We start from the raw sequence: 14,679 nt of genomic DNA on the forward strand, positions 1-14,679 counted from the left end.
CAAAGCGACGAACGTGGGCTTCGGTGTTTGGAATGGTGTAGAACTGCCCGGAGGGATGAAGGGCGATGTCCAGGTTGGCTTTACCGACATCGACACCGACATTGACTGGGGTTTGGATTTCCGTGTTGTTCATAATAAGCTGACTCTGCCTTGCTATACGGGCTCGAGGCCCCGATGACTGTTCGAGTTATCGCTTGAGAGTCATGCAGCGCTGCACACTTGTTATCGGTCTCTCGGAAGAGGAACCTTGCAGGCATCGAGCTGCTGCATGAAGGCCCCCAGCGGCCACTGGGGGTGGGCCTCAATTTACCCAAACACGGAAGAAATTATCCATACAAAGTGCTGTTGCCGGACGAATTTTTCGCTCCGCTACAACTTCGCCGAAAAGCACGGCGTTAGCAACTACAGCTTCCTCCAAATCTTGCGGAGTGAGTAAAAAAGGAATAATTTGTACTCATGGATGAATTTGAATTCGACGAAGCCATAAGCCAAGCCAACTTGGACAAGCACGGTATCGATTTCGTTGCTGCTCAAGGGCTGTGGAAAGATCCATACTTGCTGGAGATCCGCGCAAAATCAGAGGATGAGCAGAGATTTTTGCTGATAGACAAGATTGGTGAAAAGCATTGGTCGGCTGTCGTCACGTACAGGGATGCGCGTATTCGCCTGATTTCAGTTAGGCGTTCCCGCAAGAAGGAGGTTGAGCTCTATGAAGGCTAAAGATTTCGACAAGAAATTTGAGGAAGGGCAGGAAGATATCGTCGATGACCTCGATCTGTCCTCTGCTCGCCGCGTTAATCAGGAACAGAAGCGAATCAACGTCGATTTCCCGGCTTGGGTTGTGGAGTCGTTGGATCGTGAGGCTGTGCGCTATGGCGTTACGCGCCAATCGATCATCAAGGTGTGGTTGGTAGAGCGTCTTCAGGCAGAGTCTGCTAACAAGCCACTCAATGGTGGTGCCGCAGGCGGCGCAGATTTAGCGGAGCGTTAAAGCGGAAACCGAATCGTCGCAACTGATACTCATTGTGTATTCGTCCCCTTAAAGTCTTGAAAGGAAATCCAATGACTGATCACTCTGGTTCCTGCCTGTGTGGCACAGTGAGATTCGAGGTTTACGGGGATTTTGACAGCTTTTACCTGTGTCATTGTCAGCATTGCCAAAAGGATACCGGCTCAGCGTATGCGGCAAATCTGTTTTCGCGGTCTGCTCAGTTGAACTGGCTGGCGGGTGCAGACGCTGTGGCTTCCTTTACGCTTCCCGGCACTCGTCATAGCAAGAGCTTTTGCAAGCAGTGTGGTTCCGCATTGCCAAACACCCAACTGGCAGGTGCGCTCGTTGTTCCCGCAGGGTGTTTGGACACTGAAATCTCTGTGTTGCCAACTGCGCAGATCTTCAGCTCGAGCAGAGCAGGCTGGGAGCGGGCGCTTGGTGAAGTGCCGGAGTTCGAGGGTCTACCGCCGGAACGACAGTAGACCCACGGGTGCGACGATGGAGATGATCTGCTAAAGACTTCTTGGGGTTGAGCAGCAGGGCTTGTATTTCACAGCTAAACTCCTCCGAAAACGATAACGGTCTCAGGAGGCTGACATGACCTACCCCATCCACGGCGCCTGCCAATGCGGCGGCGTTACTTACCAGTTGTTGTCCGAGCCCAAGATGTTCGTGGCTTGCCATTGCAAGGAGTGCCAGAAGCTTTCCACCAGTGCGTTCAGTATCACCGCCGTGGTGGATGCTTCCCAGGTGGCATTCCAGGGCGAGATGGTGGAATGGCGCCGGCCGGCGGACAGCGGCAATGTCAGCGCCGCGAAGTTCTGCCCTACCTGCGGCAACCGGATTTATCACTTCAATCCGGAGCAGCCGGAGAAGATCAAGCTCAAGCCCGCGAACCTATCCGATACCAGCATCATCAAGCCCACTGCCCATATCTGGGTGAGCCAGAAGCAGGATTGGTACACCATTCCCGAGGGGGTGGCAGTCTACGACGGTCAGCTGTAAGGTGTATTCATAATGCACAATAAAGAGGTGGATTTATGCAGCTGAACGATGAGGTGATGGGCCGGCTTATCGAGCAGAATCCCGATGCCATGATCTTTGCCGATACCGAGGGCAGGATTCTGGTGTGGAATGAGGCGGCTGAGCGTGTGTTCGGTTTCACCAAGGAGCAGGCCATTGGCGAGAGCCTGGATATCATCATTCCGGAAAAGCTGCGCGAGCCGCACTGGCGCGGGTATGACGAGGCCATTAAAAACGCCGGCACCAAGTACTGGGGCCAATCCATGCCCACCAAAGCCATTCATTCGGAAGGCTCGATGATTTACGTGGAGCTTGGCTTTTCGATTGTGCTGGATGACGACGGCAAGGTGATCGGTGTGCTCTCAAGCGGGCGGGACATTACCGAGCGTTTCCAGAAGGAAAAGGAGAACAAGAAGCGTCTGGCCGAGTTGGAAAAGGCGCAAAAAGAAGGGTAGTTACAAGGGCATGGCAGGCCAGCCGGGTTGCCTTCATCAGGTGGCAACCCGGCTGGTAGCCCGGGTTTATCTACAGCGTGATGCCGGCCTTCCTGGCCCGCGCGGCGTGCAGCTTCTGGTAGCTTTCGATCATCTTCAGGTGCCGTTCCAGACCGTCCAGCTGCATGTTGGTTTCTTCCAGGCCGTGGAAGCGCACGGTGCCCTCGATGGAGCCGACCACGGCGTCCATCACCTCGTTGCCGTACATGCGGCGGAAGTTGTGCAGGTAGTCGTCCAGCTCCAGATCGTCTTCCAGGGTGGCTTCCAGCGCCGCGTGCATGGCCTGGTAGAACAGGTTGCGTTCGACGGTGTTGTCGTTGAACTGCAGGAACATCTCCACCAGCTCCCGGGCTTCTTCCAGTTCGCCCAGCGCCAGGTAGATCAGCAATTTCAGCTCAAGAATGGTCAGCTGGCCCCACACGGTGTTTTCATCAAACTCGATGCCGATCAGGGTGATGATGGTCATGTAGACATCCAGCTCGGCCTCTTCCAGCCGCTCCACCAGCGCCACCAGCTCGTCTTCGCTCAGTCGGTGCAGGTTCAGGATGTCTTCCCGGAACGCCAGGGCGGTGTTGGTGTTGTCCCACACCAGATCTTCCACCGGGTACACCTCGGAGTAGTCCGGCACCAGGATGCGGCACACCGGCGCGCCCAGGTCTTCGAACACGGCCATGTAGCTTTCCTTGCCCATGTCTTCGAGGATGCCGAATAGGGTGGCGGCTTCTTCCTCGTTCGTGCCTGAGAAGTCCCACTCCACGAAGTCCACGTCCGATTTGGCGCTGAAGAAACGCCAGGACACCTTGCCGCTGGAGTCGATGAAGTGCTCCACGTAGTTATTGGGCTCGGTGATGGCCATGGAGTTGAACGTGGGGGCGGGCAAGTCGTTCAGGCCCTCGAAGCTGCGGCCCTGCAGCAGTTCGGTCAGGCTGCGCTCGAGCGCCACGTGGAAGCTCGGGTGCGCGCCGAAGGAGGCAAAGACGCCGCCGGTTTTCGGGTTCATCAGGGTCACGCACATGACCGGGAACTGGCCACCGAGGGAGGCGTCTTTTACCAGTACCGGGAAGCCCTGGTCTTCCAGCGCCTGGATGCCTTCAACGATGTCCGGGTACTTGGCCAGCACCTCGTCCGGCACGTCCGGCAGGGCCAGTTCTTCCTCGATGATCTGTTTTTTCACCGCCCGTTCAAAGATCTCGGACAGGCACTGAACCTTGGCTTCGGCCAGGGTGTTGCCGGCGCTCATGCCGTTGCTCAGGAACAGGTTTTCAATCAGGTTGGAGGGGAAGTACACGGTTTTCCCATCCGAATGGCGTTGGTAGGGAATGGCGCAGATGCCGCGCTCCGGGGTGCCGGAGTTGGTGTCGAACAGGTGCGTGCCCAGCAGCTCGTCTTCCGGGTTGTAGATGCCCAGCGTGTAGTCGTCCAGGATGCCGTCCGGGATTTCGCCATTCGGCCCCGGCTGGAACCATTCCTCGTTCGGGTAGTGGACGAACTGGCTGTTGCCGATGTCCTGGCCGAAGTACTGGTCGTTGTAGAAGAAGTTGCAGCTCAGGCGCTCGATGAACTCGCCCAGTGCCGAGCAAAGTGCCGCTTCCTTGGTGGCGCCCTTGCCGTTGGTGAAGCACATGGGGGCGGCGGCATCGCGAATGTGCAGCGACCACACGTGGGGCACGATGTTGCGCCAGGAGGCGATCTCAATCTTCATGCCCAGATCGGCGATGATTTTCGTCATGTTGGCAATGGTCTGCTCAAGGGGCAGGTCCTTGCCTTCGATGTAAGTGCTCGCTTCGCCGCCGGGTGCTGCGGTGAGCAACGCTTGTGCGTCTTCGTCGAGGTTCTCCACCACTTCAATCTGGAAATCCGGGCCGGTCTGTACCACCTTTTTTACGGTGCAGCGGTCGATGGAGCGCAGGATGCCCAGCCGGTCTTTCTCGGAGATGCTTTCCGGCAGTTCCACCTGAATCTTGAAAATCTGTTTGTAGCGGTTTTCCGGGTCGACAATGTTGTTCTGGGATAGGCGGATGTTGTCGGTGGGAATGTCCCGGGCGTTGCAGTACACCTTCACAAAGTAAGCCGCGCACATGGCGGAGGAGGCCAGGAAATAGTCAAACGGACCGGGCGCGGAGCCGTCGCCCTTGTAGCGGATGGGCTGGTCTGAAATGACGTTAAAATCGTCGAATTTCGCCTCAAGTCGCAGGTTGTCGAGATAATTGACTTTAATTTCCATGGACAGCGTACCGGATTAACAGAGTGGGGAATAAAATGGTCCGGCGAGGTTAGCGGTCATGGCCACTGAAGTCTATGGGGTTTAACCGGTAGAAATCGCGCAGCGCCTGGTACACCTCGGGCTGTTCGTGCCACAGGTGTTGGGGTTGCTGGAAAAAGGTCTCGGTGAGCACCGCGAAGAACTCGGCCGGCTCGGTGGCGCCGTATGGGTCCAGCCAGGGTTTATGGTGGTGCTTCAGGGTGGTTTGCAGGTGCTCCCAGGCAGTGCTCATGGTCTGTTGCCAGCGCCGGGCCTGCTCAGTGCTGAGCGGTGGCGCGCCGTCGGCGCTGCCGTCCAGGTAATCCAACTGGTGGGCGAATTCGTGCAGGATCACGTTGTGCGGGCCGTGGGGCTGGGAAACAGCCTGCTGGCACTGGTTCCAGGCCAGCACCACTTGCCCGTGGGAGGAGGCCTCGCCGGCACGGATTTCCTGGTGGGTGCTGACCACCACGCCATCGCTTTCGGTTGTCTGGGCGCTGTACACGTCCGGGTACACCAGAATGGCGTGTACGTCGTCGTAATCGGAGAACGGGCGCTCGAGAATCAGCAGGCAGGCGTGGCCGGCAATGGTGAGCCGTACCCGGTCATCCACGTCAAAGCCGTTGCAGCCATAAAAGACTTTTTCGTTCAGGAAGAGTTGAACCCGCTTTTCCAGCTGCTGTTTCTGGCGGTCGCTCAGGTGCCTGTAAACGGGCATTTGCCGGCGTAGCAGTGTGCGCCAGGCCTTCGGGAAGGGGTGTTGCAGCGTCCGGTTTCTGCGCCAGCGCTGGAAGAAAAACAGGTAGAACACCGTCAGGCCGATGAGCCCGACGGCGAACAGTGCAAAAAGAAACGGATTTGAGGCCAGCACTTACCGGACGATGAAAACCGAGACGTCGGTGTGTTTGACGATTTCCGCGCCGTTGGAACGCAGCAGGTGCAGCTTGTCCCCCATGCCCGGCGGATGGGAGGCCATCACCACCAGGTCGGCCTGGATGTCCTTGATGGCGCCAATCAGTTTTTCGTCCAGCTCAACGGCGGTGTCCACGGACTCCAGAACTTTGTAATCGGTCTGGATGCCGTGGGCCTGGCCCTGTTCCCTGGCAAACGTTTCCATTTTCGCCGCCAGTTCTTCCGGGTTGTGGGCCGCCGTGCCGGGGGTGCTGTTGGTCACTGTCACGTAGTGGAGCCTGGCGTTGTAATGCTTGGCCATGTCGATGGCGGTGTTCAGGGCTTTTACCAGCTTGTCCAGGTGGGACAGATCGACTGGCACCAGAATCTCGTGATACATGGCGTTGCTCCTTTTGCTGATTAAGTGAACCATCCAATAATGACAGAGTGACACTGATTCGGCCGACCTGCCAACCCGATTTGGCCGGGCGATTGATTAGCCACTGTTTTCCAGCCGGTGCAAGGTGAAGTCTTTCTCCAGCCGGTAGGTGTCGAAATCCCTGGCGAGAAAAAGCTGGCCTTTGTAGTGCCGCAGGGCTTCGGCAGCCAGCTGGTTAATGTTCGGCGTGCCCTCAGTCCCGGATTGATAGCGGGAGCTGAAGTGAGTCAGCACCAGGTTGGGCAGTTGCGCTTGCCGGGCAAAACGCGCCACCTGTTCCGCACTGCTGTGCTGTGGCCAGGGGCCAACACGCTCCGCCACATCCTGGGTGTAGGTGGCTTCGTGTACCAGTACCTGGGCGCCCTGGCAGGCGTCAGCCAGCAGGTCTGGCGTGTCGTTGTCGCCGGCGACGATCAGTTTGCGTGGGGCCCGGGGAATGCAGGTGTAGTCGTCGGCTTTCAGCAACCGGCCATCGGCTAGCTGTACGTCTTTGCCTTTTTGCAGATCGCCCCATTCCGGGCCGGCTTCAATGCCGTTTGCCCTTAGTTTGTCCTGTTGCAGTTGGCGCTCCAGATTTCTTTCGGTGAACACGAACGCCCGGCAGGGTACCCGGTGCGAAAGCGGTACGGCGGTCACGCTGAAATACTCGTCCTGCCACTGGAAACCCTCGGCCTCGGAGTTGATCAGGTTCAGGGAAAAGCTCAGGCTGGAGTCGCTGTTTTCAATGGCGGCCTGAATAAACCGGCCCACCTGTGGCGGAGCGATGAGATCCAGCGGTTCTTCCCGGCCGAGCATGGAGGCGCTGGTGAGCAGGCCCGGCAGGCCGAAAATGTGGTCGCCGTGAATGTGGGTGATGAAGATCGCCTTCAGCTGCATGACCGAATAGCGGCTGCGCAAAAGCTGATGCTGGGTGGCCTCGCCGCAGTCCACCAGGTACCAGGGTTTGGGGCCGCGAGGGCCGAGTGCCAGTGCGGTCACGTTGCGTGAGCGGGTGGGGGTGCCGGCGGAGGAGCCCAGAAAGGTAAATTCCATCGTGCCTCGTTTCGCGTTAGTGTCGGTTGCGTGTCTAATGGTAAGCAAAGCATAAACGGTATTCAGAGAACAACGAAAAAGGAGCCGAGCCGTGGCCGAATTTGCCCAGTACGAATGTTTCCGGGTCGGGATTGACCAGAAAATTGCCCATGTGCAGTTGTGTCGCCCGGAGGCGATGAATTCCATGACCAAGGCCTTCTGGCTGGATCTGCCCGATTGCCTGCGCCGAATTGAGGCGGAATCCGATGCCCGGGTGGTTGTGATCTCCTCCACCGGCAAGCATTTTTCCGCCGGCATGGATCTGGGCGTGTTCAGCGACCCCAAGGCGGTGCCCATGTCCGGTGACCCCGGTCGCATCGCGGAAAACCTGCGAAGAATTGTTCTGCAGATTCAGGACACGGTCACCTCGCTGGAGAAAGTTCGCCTGCCAGTGCTGGCGGCGGTGCAGGGCGGCTGTATTGGCGGTGCGTTGGACATGGTGTGCGCGGCCGACAGCCGCTATTGCACGCAAGAGGCTTATTTCACCATCAAGGAAACCGAGCTGGGCATGACCGCGGATGTGGGCACCCTGCAGCGGTTACCCAAGCTGATGCCCGAGGGCGTGGTGCGGGAGCTTGCGTACACCGGGCGCAAGTTCGGCGCCGAGGAAGCTTACCGGCTTGGCTTTGTGAATGCCGTGTTCGACGATCAGGACGCCTTGCTGGCCGGAGTGATGGACATTGCCGCGAGCATTGCCGCCAACTCTCCGCTGGCGGTCACCGGCTGCAAGGAGATGCTGAATTTCAGCCGGGACCACAGCGTGGAAGACAGCCTGAAATACATGGCCACCTGGCAGGCGGGCATGTTCCGGCCCACGGACATGATGAAAACCTTCCAGGCCAGGGGCCAGAAACAGGCGCCGGAATACGACGATCTGTTTCCGGTCAAAGGGCTGTTCAGTGACTGATTCCCGGCGCGGTCTGGAGGGATATTGTTGATGGGCAGGTATTAATGGCAAAGCTGGGCAAATCTTCCATTTCCAGCCTGGCGGCGCTGGGGTTCCAGGCGGGCATCGGGCTGGTTGGCCTGGTGGCCGTCTGGTTGTTTGATATTCCCATGCAGTGGGGCGATATGGGGCTGGCCGGGGCAGTGTTTTTCGGAGCACTCGGGGCTTTGGCCACCTACTTTTCGATCCTGCTGGCTTCCCGCATCCCGGGCCTGTTTCCCGACAACCTCGACCAGCAAATGCGTGGGTTGTACAACTTTGCCCGCAGTTATTCCTGGCCGGTGCTGGTGAGTTTGTCAGTGCTGGCGGGTGTGGGGGAAGAGCTGTTGTTTCGGGGTGCGGTGCAGGGGTGGCTGTTGCAGCACACCGGGCCCTGGACGGCGGTTATTGCCGCCTCGGTGTTGTTCGGCCTGGTGCACTATGTGTCCTTTACTTACTTCCTGATGGCCACTGGCCTGGGGTTGATCCTGGGCACGGCGTACCAGTTGTCCGGCAGCCTGGAGCTGGTAATGGCCTGGCACGCCCTGTATGACATGGTGGCGATTTTCTGCCTGCTGCGTTTCCCGCACTGGTTTGGCGTGAAGCCGGGCCCGTAACCAATGTCTTATTGGTGAGGGTTGCTCTTGCGCCACTCGAAGTTTTCCAGCTCCACGTTAATGGCATTGGTGGAGATCTGGATTTCCCACAGCGAATACACCAGTGAAAGCGACAGCAGCACCAGGCTGACGCCAAATGCCACAACGCCGGGCTGTTCCAGCTGCAGGAACAACAGGAACATCGACACCGTGCACAGCAGAAAGCTCAGCACGCCAAAGGCCTGCATGCGCTTGGTCAGAACAATGCGCTTGCGCAGGGCGGAAAGCTGGCGCTCGATCAGGGCGTGATCTTCCTCCGTGTCCATTTCCTTGAGTTTGCGAATTAACTGGGCCAAAACCAGGAATCGGTTGGTGTAGGCCAGGAGCAAGAGCGAAATGGCGGGGAAGAGCAGGGCGGGTGTGGTGAGGTCCAATCTGGATTCCTTGATGTTTCAGTTGCTTGGTTAAATGGAGTATAGCGATCCGTCATGACAAGTATAATGCCGGGAAACTGCTATGGGTTTTCTTCGGAGAGATTGATCAGTGATTGAAAGTTATCTGACCGGGTTGGTGGTGTGTGGCGGCATTATCATTGCCATCGGAGCACAGAATGCCTATGTGCTGGGCCAGTCCATCCGCCGGGAGCATCACTGGTGGTCGGCCGGGCTGTGCATGACCTCCGATGTGATTCTTTTCACGCTGGGTATGTTTGGTGTCAGCGCGGCACTGATGGCGATGCCCCAGGCGCTGGAAGTTCTGCGCTGGCTGGGCGTGGTGTTTCTGGGCTGGCTGGCGGTGCAGGCATTGATACGTGCCGGCTGGGGCCGAAGTGCCCTGGAAACGGACACCGCCACGCAGCGGAGCGTCAAGGGTGTGGTGTTCACCACCCTGGCGGTGACTCTGCTGAATCCCCAGGTGTACCTGGATACCCTGCTGTTGATTCCCTCCATCGGTGCCCAGCAGGAAGATGCCGCCAGCTTTGTGGCCGGTGCCAGCAGTGCCTCGGTGCTCTGGTTCGGTGGCCTGGCGTGGTTTGGGTCTTCAATGGCACCGGTTCTGTCCAAACCCGCAGCCTGGCGGGTGATTGACGGGCTGATTGGCCTGATGATGGCAGCGATTGCCTTGCAGTTGGCTATTGGGGGATTGTAGTATTCAAACGGTCGTATGAATCCATTCTGCTACCGGAGCCCGATGCCATGACCCCTACCCTTCGCCGCTGGTTTGCGTCTGCCGGTGCCTTGCGCCGCATGCTGACGCTCTACCCACCCAATCTTGGCGCGGGCATCAAGGTGACGCATCTGGCCGAAGACTTCAGCACCGCCACCGTGCAAATGCGCCTGCGCTGGTGGAACCGCAACTACGTGGGCACTCATTACGGCGGCTCGCTCTACAGCATGGTGGACCCCATGTACATGCTGATGCTGGTACGCCGCCTGGGCCACGAGTATGTGGTCTGGGACAAGTCGGCCCACATTGATTTTGTGCGCCCGGGCCGGGGCACCGTCAGCGCCCACTTCGAGCTGACGGACGAGCGCCTGGAGGAAGTGCGCCAGGCGACCGCCGACGGCTCTAAATACCTGCCCACCTGGGATGTGGATGTGGTGGACGACAACGGCGAGCTGGTGGCCCGGGTTCACAAGGTTCTGTACGTGCGCAAGAAGCGCTGATCAGTTTGATTCAACCTGTTCAAGGAACTGGCGAATATCCTCAAACGCTTCTTCGGCTTCGGGCAGTTGCTGGCGGAACATTTGCCACACGTGCACCAGGCCGGGCCAGATGTGCAGCTCCACCGGCGACCCGGCGTTGCGGGCGGCAGTGGCGTAGCGCCGGGCGTTGTCCAGAAGCATTTCCTGGTCGGTGGCGTGGATGAGGGTGGGCGGCAGGTTGGCAAGGTTGCCCCTCAGAGGGGAGGCCGCCGGGTTTGTGGGCGACACCCGGAAGGCGAGCAGCGTCAGCCACCAACTGAGCCAGCGGGGCACTTTTCCCATGGGGCCGGCCATGGGGCCGAGCAGGGCATCGGTGGCCAGGTTGTTCCGGTTGCTGGGGGCTGTCAGTGTAAGGTCAGTGGATGGCGCCAGCGCTATGGCGGCGTCGGCCTGGCGCAGGCCCTGGTCACGCAGCCAGGCGATCAGCGCCAGGGTGTGACTGCCACCCGCTGAATCGCCGGCCACGACCATGAAGGACGCGGGTTCCGGGCCGTTGGGGCCGTTATCGAGCAGCCAGCGGTAGGCCTCGCGGCAGTCTTCCACGCCATCCATGAAGCGGTGTTCCGGCATTAACCGATAATCCAGGGAGAACACGGCGGCGCCGGTTTTTTGTGCCAGCCGCTCGGTAATGGCTCGGTGGCTGCGAGGGCTGCCCACCAGCCAGCCTCCGCCGTGGATGTAGAGAATGCGGCGCTTGGTATCGGCGCCGGGAGCCAGTACCCACTCACCCGCTGGCTGGCTCTGGGGACGAACCTCAGCGGTGATTTCCAGGTCGTCGTTCAAGTGGTCCATGAAGTGGCGCAATGCTTTCAGCTTGGCTTTGCCCTTCAGTGGTTTGACGGTCTGATGAAGCTCCCGGATCTGGGCCAGCACCTCATTCAGCCCCTCCGAAGGTGGCTGCTGGCGAACAGGATACGGGGTGCTATCCAGATGGGAGAGGTCACGAATGCCGAACAGAAAGCGAGGTGCAATGGCCAGAAAGGCCACCACCAAAACAATAAAACCGATGATTCCCACGCTGGACTCCCTGATTTCTCATCAAATTGGCCCGATCCCGACCTTGGTTTTACAGTGTATGCCCATAGGGTTGTTGTCATCCAGTCAACAAAACTGATTTCAAAGGAGAAGTCATGAGTGCATCCAACGTTGTAGTGATTACCGGCGCCAACCGGGGCATTGGCCTGGAATTGGCGAAACACTACGCCCGCGAGGGTCAGCAGGTGATCGGCGTGTGTCGCCAGTCTTCCGATGAACTGGCCGAAGTAGCCGCTGAAGTGGTGGATGGCATTGATGTTACGACCGATGCAGGCATCGAGAAACTGAAAGCCGCGCTGGCGGGCAAGCAGATCGGTTTGTTGATTAACAACGCAGGGCTGATGCAAAACGAAGAGCTGGGCCAGATCGACTTCGATTCCATCCGTACCCAGATGGAAGTGAACGCCTACGGCCCGCTGCGGGTGATTGACGCACTGCTGCCGCAACTGGGTGAGGGCAGCAAGGTCGGCAACATCACCAGCCGCATGGGCTCCATTGCCGACAACGATTCCGGTGGCAAGTATGGCTACCGGGCGTCAAAAGCCGCACTGAACGCCTTCGGCAAATCCCTGTCGGTGGACCTCAAGCCCAAAGGTATTGCCGTGGCTCAGCTGCACCCGGGCTATGTGCAAACCCGCATGGTCAACTTCGGTGGCTTTATCTCTCCGGAAGAATCCGCCAAGGGCCTGGCCGAGCGCATCGCCAACCTGAACCTGGAGAACAGCGGTTCGTTCTGGCACAGCAACGGCGATGAGTTGCCCTGGTAAAGGGCATATCTGAAAAGGAGTGCCCGGCATGCCCCGTGTCTTCTTCGGGCTCGAAATCCCCGACGCCGTCAAGAAGCGCCTGTTGGCGCTTCAGCGGCCAGTAAAAGGGGCTAAATGGCAGAACTGCAATCAGTTACACCTGACGCTGGCGTTCCTTGGCAAGGTGGACGACGAGCGCGTGCCGGAACTTTGCCAGGCTGCGGCTCGGGTTAAGTCGCCAGCCTTTGAGCTGGAGGCGAAGGGTCTGAACACCTTTGGCCGGGCGGAGAGCCCTCGCAACCTCTGGGCCGGCGTGTCGGGTGATACGCCCCTGATGCAACTGCAGCGCCGGTTGGTCAAGCAGTTGGCCGACGCGGGATTCGAGCCCGACCATTCGGGTTTTCAGCCTCACATCACCCTGGCCCGGTTCCGCAAACAGGCAGGTTCTGTGGCTCCGCTTCTGGCTCAACATGGCAATAATCACTTCGGGCCCATGCCGGTGACCGAGTTCGTACTGTTCGAGAGCACGCCGGGCCATTCGGGATCGGTTTACACGGTGATCGAGCGCTTTCCCCTGGTGGAGTGACCACGACTGAGCGTTTTGTCTGGGTGACACCGGCCGTAACTCTCTGCCATATTGTCTGGCCAACCCATCAGCCTTCAAAATAATAAGCTCAGGGATTCCATGGAAAAAGTTCGCACTACCATCGTTGCCGTTGCCGGCATTATTCTGTTCTTTCTAGCCAATTACCTGTTCCGCTTCCTGCTGGGGATAACCGGGCCATTGGTATCCTTGATCCTGGCGGCACTGATCGCGCTGTATATGGCCTTTTCGTTGGCCAAAACACTGGAACGTGTGCCCACCAAAGAGGAAAAAGCCCGCTTTTTGTGGATCTACGGTGGTTTTATCGGTGCCCTGTTTGTCGCCTTCGCCGGTTGGCTGTTTCTGGGTGAAGGTCTGGATGCCGTTACCCTGGCGACCCTGGTTCTGCATTACCTGCCGTATCCCGCGCTGGCCCATGTGTGCCTTTCTGAAGGCGTGATGGGGCGGTTTCTGAAAAACAAAGGTCAGTAACCCGTGCCAGATCTGCGTCTGGACACCGTGGCCATCGGTACTTTGGCCGATGTGTCCATGACGGTGCGTGCCGGTGAAGTGGTGTGCCTGTCGGGCGCGTCTGGCAGTGGCAAAAGCCGGTTGCTGCGGGCGGTGGCGGACCTGGAGCCCCACCAAGGGCGGGTTTATCTGGACAACACCGAACAGGCCTCCGTACCGGCTCACGACTGGCGCCGACAGGTAATGATGGTGCCCGCCGATAGCCAGTGGTGGTTTGATGAAGTGGGCGCCCATTTCCCGAAAGGCAATCAGGAGCCGCTGCCCGAAGCCTTGGGTTTTCCGCCGGAAGTCATGCACTGGACCATCAGCCGTTTATCTTCGGGCGAGCGCCAGCGCTTGGCGTTGTGGCGGGCGTTGGCCGGTCAGCCGAGGGTGTTGCTGCTGGACGAGCCCACCGCCAACCTGGACCACGACATGAGCCTTGCCGTGGAAAACTGGCTGCTATCGGAAATCAGGAAGCAGGAAATGCCAGTACTTTGGGTGGCGCACGACCAGGCACAGATTCAGCGGGTTGCCGACCGGCACCTGCACATTGTGGACAATCACCTGGAGCCAGCTCATGGAAGTGATTGATCTGGCCTGGTGGAAGCTCGGCCTGGCGGCGTTGCTGATTCTGGTGCTGGCGGGCGTGAGCCTGTATGCGCGGCTAGGGGTAACACGCAACCTGCTGGTGGCAGCGGCCAGAACCGGTATTCAGTTGGCCCTGATTGGCCTGGTGCTGGAAGCGCTGTTTGCTTCGGCACAGCTGTACTGGATCGCCTTGTTGTCCGTGGTTATGTTACTGGTCGCCGGGCGGGAGGTGATGGCCCGCCAGAAACGCCGGCTGCATGGCTTCTGGGCGTTTGGCGTAGGCACCGGGGCGATGTTTGTCTCCTCCTTCGCCGTGACCATCCTGGCATTGACCGTGATTATCGGGCCCAATCCCTGGTATACCCCGCAATACGCCATCCCACTGCTGGGCATGATGCTGGGCAACACCATGACCGGCGTGGCGCTGAGCCTGGACCGCCTGAACGATTCGGTCTGGAGCCAGCGGGCGGTGATCGAGAACCGGCTGATGCTGGGCCAGAGCTGGCGCGAGGCCATCGAGGGTATACGCATGGAAGCCATGCGCAGCGGCATGATGCCGTCGATCAACGCCATGGCGGCGGCGGGCATTGTCAGCCTGCCGGGCATGATGACCGGCCAGATTCTGGCGGGCAGCCCGCCGGCGGTGGCGGTAAAATACCAGATTCTGGTGATGTTGCTGATTACCGTAGGCACCGGCTTTGGCACGGTGATGGCGGTGAGCTGGGGTAGCCGCCGGTTGTTCGATGATCGTGAGCGGCTGCGGCTGGACCGGCTGATAAACACAAGCCAATGAGTGGCGATGGTCTCCGCTACCGGTTTTTGTTATAGTATAACAT

General features: G+C 59.0%; 20 protein-coding genes. 14 read left to right on the plus strand and 6 right to left on the minus strand.

Annotation, left to right across the window (positions count from 1 at the left end):
* Positions 1 to 456 precede the first annotated feature (456 nt).
* The 5 genes from BMZ63_RS03715 to BMZ63_RS03735 all read left to right on the plus strand — a co-directional run bounded on the left by BMZ63_RS03715 (position 457) and on the right by BMZ63_RS03735 (position 2,469).
* Positions 457 to 720, plus strand: a complete 264-nt coding sequence (locus tag BMZ63_RS03715; protein ID WP_091701871.1) for a BrnT family toxin — start codon at positions 457 to 459, stop codon at positions 718 to 720.
* On the plus strand, positions 710 to 991 hold the full coding sequence (brnA, locus tag BMZ63_RS03720; RefSeq protein WP_091701877.1) for a type II toxin-antitoxin system BrnA family antitoxin: 282 nt from the start codon (positions 710 to 712) through the stop codon (positions 989 to 991). The genes BMZ63_RS03715 and brnA overlap by 11 nt, the downstream gene beginning before the upstream one ends.
* 71 nt (positions 992 to 1,062) lie before the next feature.
* Positions 1,063 to 1,473: a GFA family protein gene (locus BMZ63_RS03725; RefSeq protein ID WP_091701879.1), complete on the plus strand. Its 411-nt coding sequence runs from the start codon at positions 1,063 to 1,065 to the stop codon at positions 1,471 to 1,473.
* Positions 1,474 to 1,588: 115 nt separating this feature from the next.
* The gene (locus tag BMZ63_RS03730; RefSeq protein ID WP_091701881.1) at positions 1,589 to 1,996 is read left to right on the plus strand and encodes a GFA family protein; all 408 of its coding nucleotides are present in this window, start codon (positions 1,589 to 1,591) and stop codon (positions 1,994 to 1,996) included.
* Positions 1,997 to 2,031: 35 nt separating this feature from the next.
* On the plus strand, positions 2,032 to 2,469 hold the full coding sequence (locus tag BMZ63_RS03735) for a PAS domain-containing protein (protein ID WP_218141218.1): 438 nt from the start codon (positions 2,032 to 2,034) through the stop codon (positions 2,467 to 2,469).
* Positions 2,470 to 2,539: 70 nt separating this feature from the next.
* Here BMZ63_RS03735 and BMZ63_RS03740 read toward each other — a convergent pair whose 3' ends face one another.
* From BMZ63_RS03740 to BMZ63_RS03755, 4 genes are all read right to left on the minus strand, one after another.
* On the minus strand, positions 2,540 to 4,732 hold the full coding sequence (locus BMZ63_RS03740) for an OsmC domain/YcaO domain-containing protein (protein ID WP_091701884.1): 2,193 nt from the start codon (positions 4,730 to 4,732) through the stop codon (positions 2,540 to 2,542).
* A 49-nt stretch (positions 4,733 to 4,781) separates the two neighbouring features.
* Positions 4,782 to 5,621: a M90 family metallopeptidase gene (locus tag BMZ63_RS03745; RefSeq protein WP_227663500.1), complete on the minus strand. Its 840-nt coding sequence runs from the start codon at positions 5,619 to 5,621 to the stop codon at positions 4,782 to 4,784.
* The gene (locus BMZ63_RS03750; RefSeq protein WP_091701887.1) at positions 5,622 to 6,041 is read right to left on the minus strand and encodes a universal stress protein; all 420 of its coding nucleotides are present in this window, start codon (positions 6,039 to 6,041) and stop codon (positions 5,622 to 5,624) included.
* A gap of 96 nt (positions 6,042 to 6,137) precedes the next feature.
* The gene (locus tag BMZ63_RS03755) at positions 6,138 to 7,112 is read right to left on the minus strand and encodes a ribonuclease Z (RefSeq protein ID WP_091701890.1); all 975 of its coding nucleotides are present in this window, start codon (positions 7,110 to 7,112) and stop codon (positions 6,138 to 6,140) included.
* Between the two features lie 91 nt (positions 7,113 to 7,203).
* Between BMZ63_RS03755 and BMZ63_RS03760 the strand changes: the two genes are divergently transcribed.
* Both BMZ63_RS03760 and BMZ63_RS03765 read left to right on the plus strand, forming a co-directional pair.
* Positions 7,204 to 8,058 carry a crotonase/enoyl-CoA hydratase family protein gene (locus BMZ63_RS03760; RefSeq protein ID WP_091701893.1) on the plus strand — a complete coding sequence of 285 codons (855 nt, stop codon included), beginning with the start codon at positions 7,204 to 7,206 and terminating at the stop codon, positions 8,056 to 8,058.
* Between the two features lie 44 nt (positions 8,059 to 8,102).
* Positions 8,103 to 8,693, plus strand: a complete 591-nt coding sequence (locus BMZ63_RS03765) for a CPBP family intramembrane glutamic endopeptidase (protein ID WP_177187024.1) — start codon at positions 8,103 to 8,105, stop codon at positions 8,691 to 8,693.
* An 8-nt stretch (positions 8,694 to 8,701) separates the two neighbouring features.
* Here the strand turns inward: BMZ63_RS03765 and BMZ63_RS03770 are convergent, their stop codons facing one another.
* Positions 8,702 to 9,106: a DUF2721 domain-containing protein gene (locus BMZ63_RS03770; RefSeq protein WP_091701896.1), complete on the minus strand. Its 405-nt coding sequence runs from the start codon at positions 9,104 to 9,106 to the stop codon at positions 8,702 to 8,704.
* 109 nt (positions 9,107 to 9,215) lie between these two features.
* On the opposite strand from BMZ63_RS03770, the gene BMZ63_RS03775 reads away from it, so the two are divergent.
* Positions 9,216 to 9,821, plus strand: a complete 606-nt coding sequence (locus BMZ63_RS03775; protein WP_091701899.1) for a LysE/ArgO family amino acid transporter — start codon at positions 9,216 to 9,218, stop codon at positions 9,819 to 9,821.
* Between the two features lie 47 nt (positions 9,822 to 9,868).
* Complete coding sequence (locus BMZ63_RS03780) at positions 9,869 to 10,339, plus strand: DUF4442 domain-containing protein (protein WP_091701902.1); 471 nt, start codon at positions 9,869 to 9,871, stop codon at positions 10,337 to 10,339.
* Here BMZ63_RS03780 and BMZ63_RS03785 read toward each other — a convergent pair whose 3' ends face one another.
* Positions 10,340 to 11,389 (minus strand): alpha/beta hydrolase, encoded by a 1,050-nt coding sequence (locus tag BMZ63_RS03785; RefSeq protein WP_091702495.1) that lies wholly within the window; start codon positions 11,387 to 11,389, stop codon positions 10,340 to 10,342. It lies immediately after the preceding gene.
* A 119-nt stretch (positions 11,390 to 11,508) separates the two neighbouring features.
* Here BMZ63_RS03785 and BMZ63_RS03790 point away from each other — a divergent pair, with 119 nt between their 5' ends.
* The 5 genes from BMZ63_RS03790 to BMZ63_RS03810 all read left to right on the plus strand — a co-directional run bounded on the left by BMZ63_RS03790 (position 11,509) and on the right by BMZ63_RS03810 (position 14,636).
* Positions 11,509 to 12,180: an SDR family oxidoreductase gene (locus BMZ63_RS03790; RefSeq protein ID WP_091701905.1), complete on the plus strand. Its 672-nt coding sequence runs from the start codon at positions 11,509 to 11,511 to the stop codon at positions 12,178 to 12,180.
* A gap of 28 nt (positions 12,181 to 12,208) precedes the next feature.
* The gene (thpR, locus tag BMZ63_RS03795) at positions 12,209 to 12,745 is read left to right on the plus strand and encodes an RNA 2',3'-cyclic phosphodiesterase (protein ID WP_091701908.1); all 537 of its coding nucleotides are present in this window, start codon (positions 12,209 to 12,211) and stop codon (positions 12,743 to 12,745) included.
* Positions 12,746 to 12,844: 99 nt separating this feature from the next.
* Positions 12,845 to 13,234, plus strand: coding sequence for a hypothetical protein (locus BMZ63_RS03800; RefSeq protein ID WP_091701911.1), 390 nt, complete (start codon positions 12,845 to 12,847; stop codon positions 13,232 to 13,234).
* A gap of 3 nt (positions 13,235 to 13,237) precedes the next feature.
* On the plus strand, positions 13,238 to 13,846 hold the full coding sequence (locus tag BMZ63_RS03805) for an ABC transporter ATP-binding protein (protein ID WP_227663502.1): 609 nt from the start codon (positions 13,238 to 13,240) through the stop codon (positions 13,844 to 13,846).
* The gene (locus BMZ63_RS03810; protein WP_091702498.1) at positions 13,833 to 14,636 is read left to right on the plus strand and encodes an ABC transporter permease; all 804 of its coding nucleotides are present in this window, start codon (positions 13,833 to 13,835) and stop codon (positions 14,634 to 14,636) included. The genes BMZ63_RS03805 and BMZ63_RS03810 overlap by 14 nt, the downstream gene beginning before the upstream one ends.
* Positions 14,637 to 14,679: the final 43 nt, after the last annotated feature.

Source organism: Marinobacter persicus, from assembly GCF_900114155.1.
Taxonomy (GTDB): Bacteria; Pseudomonadota; Gammaproteobacteria; order Pseudomonadales; family Oleiphilaceae; genus Marinobacter; species Marinobacter persicus.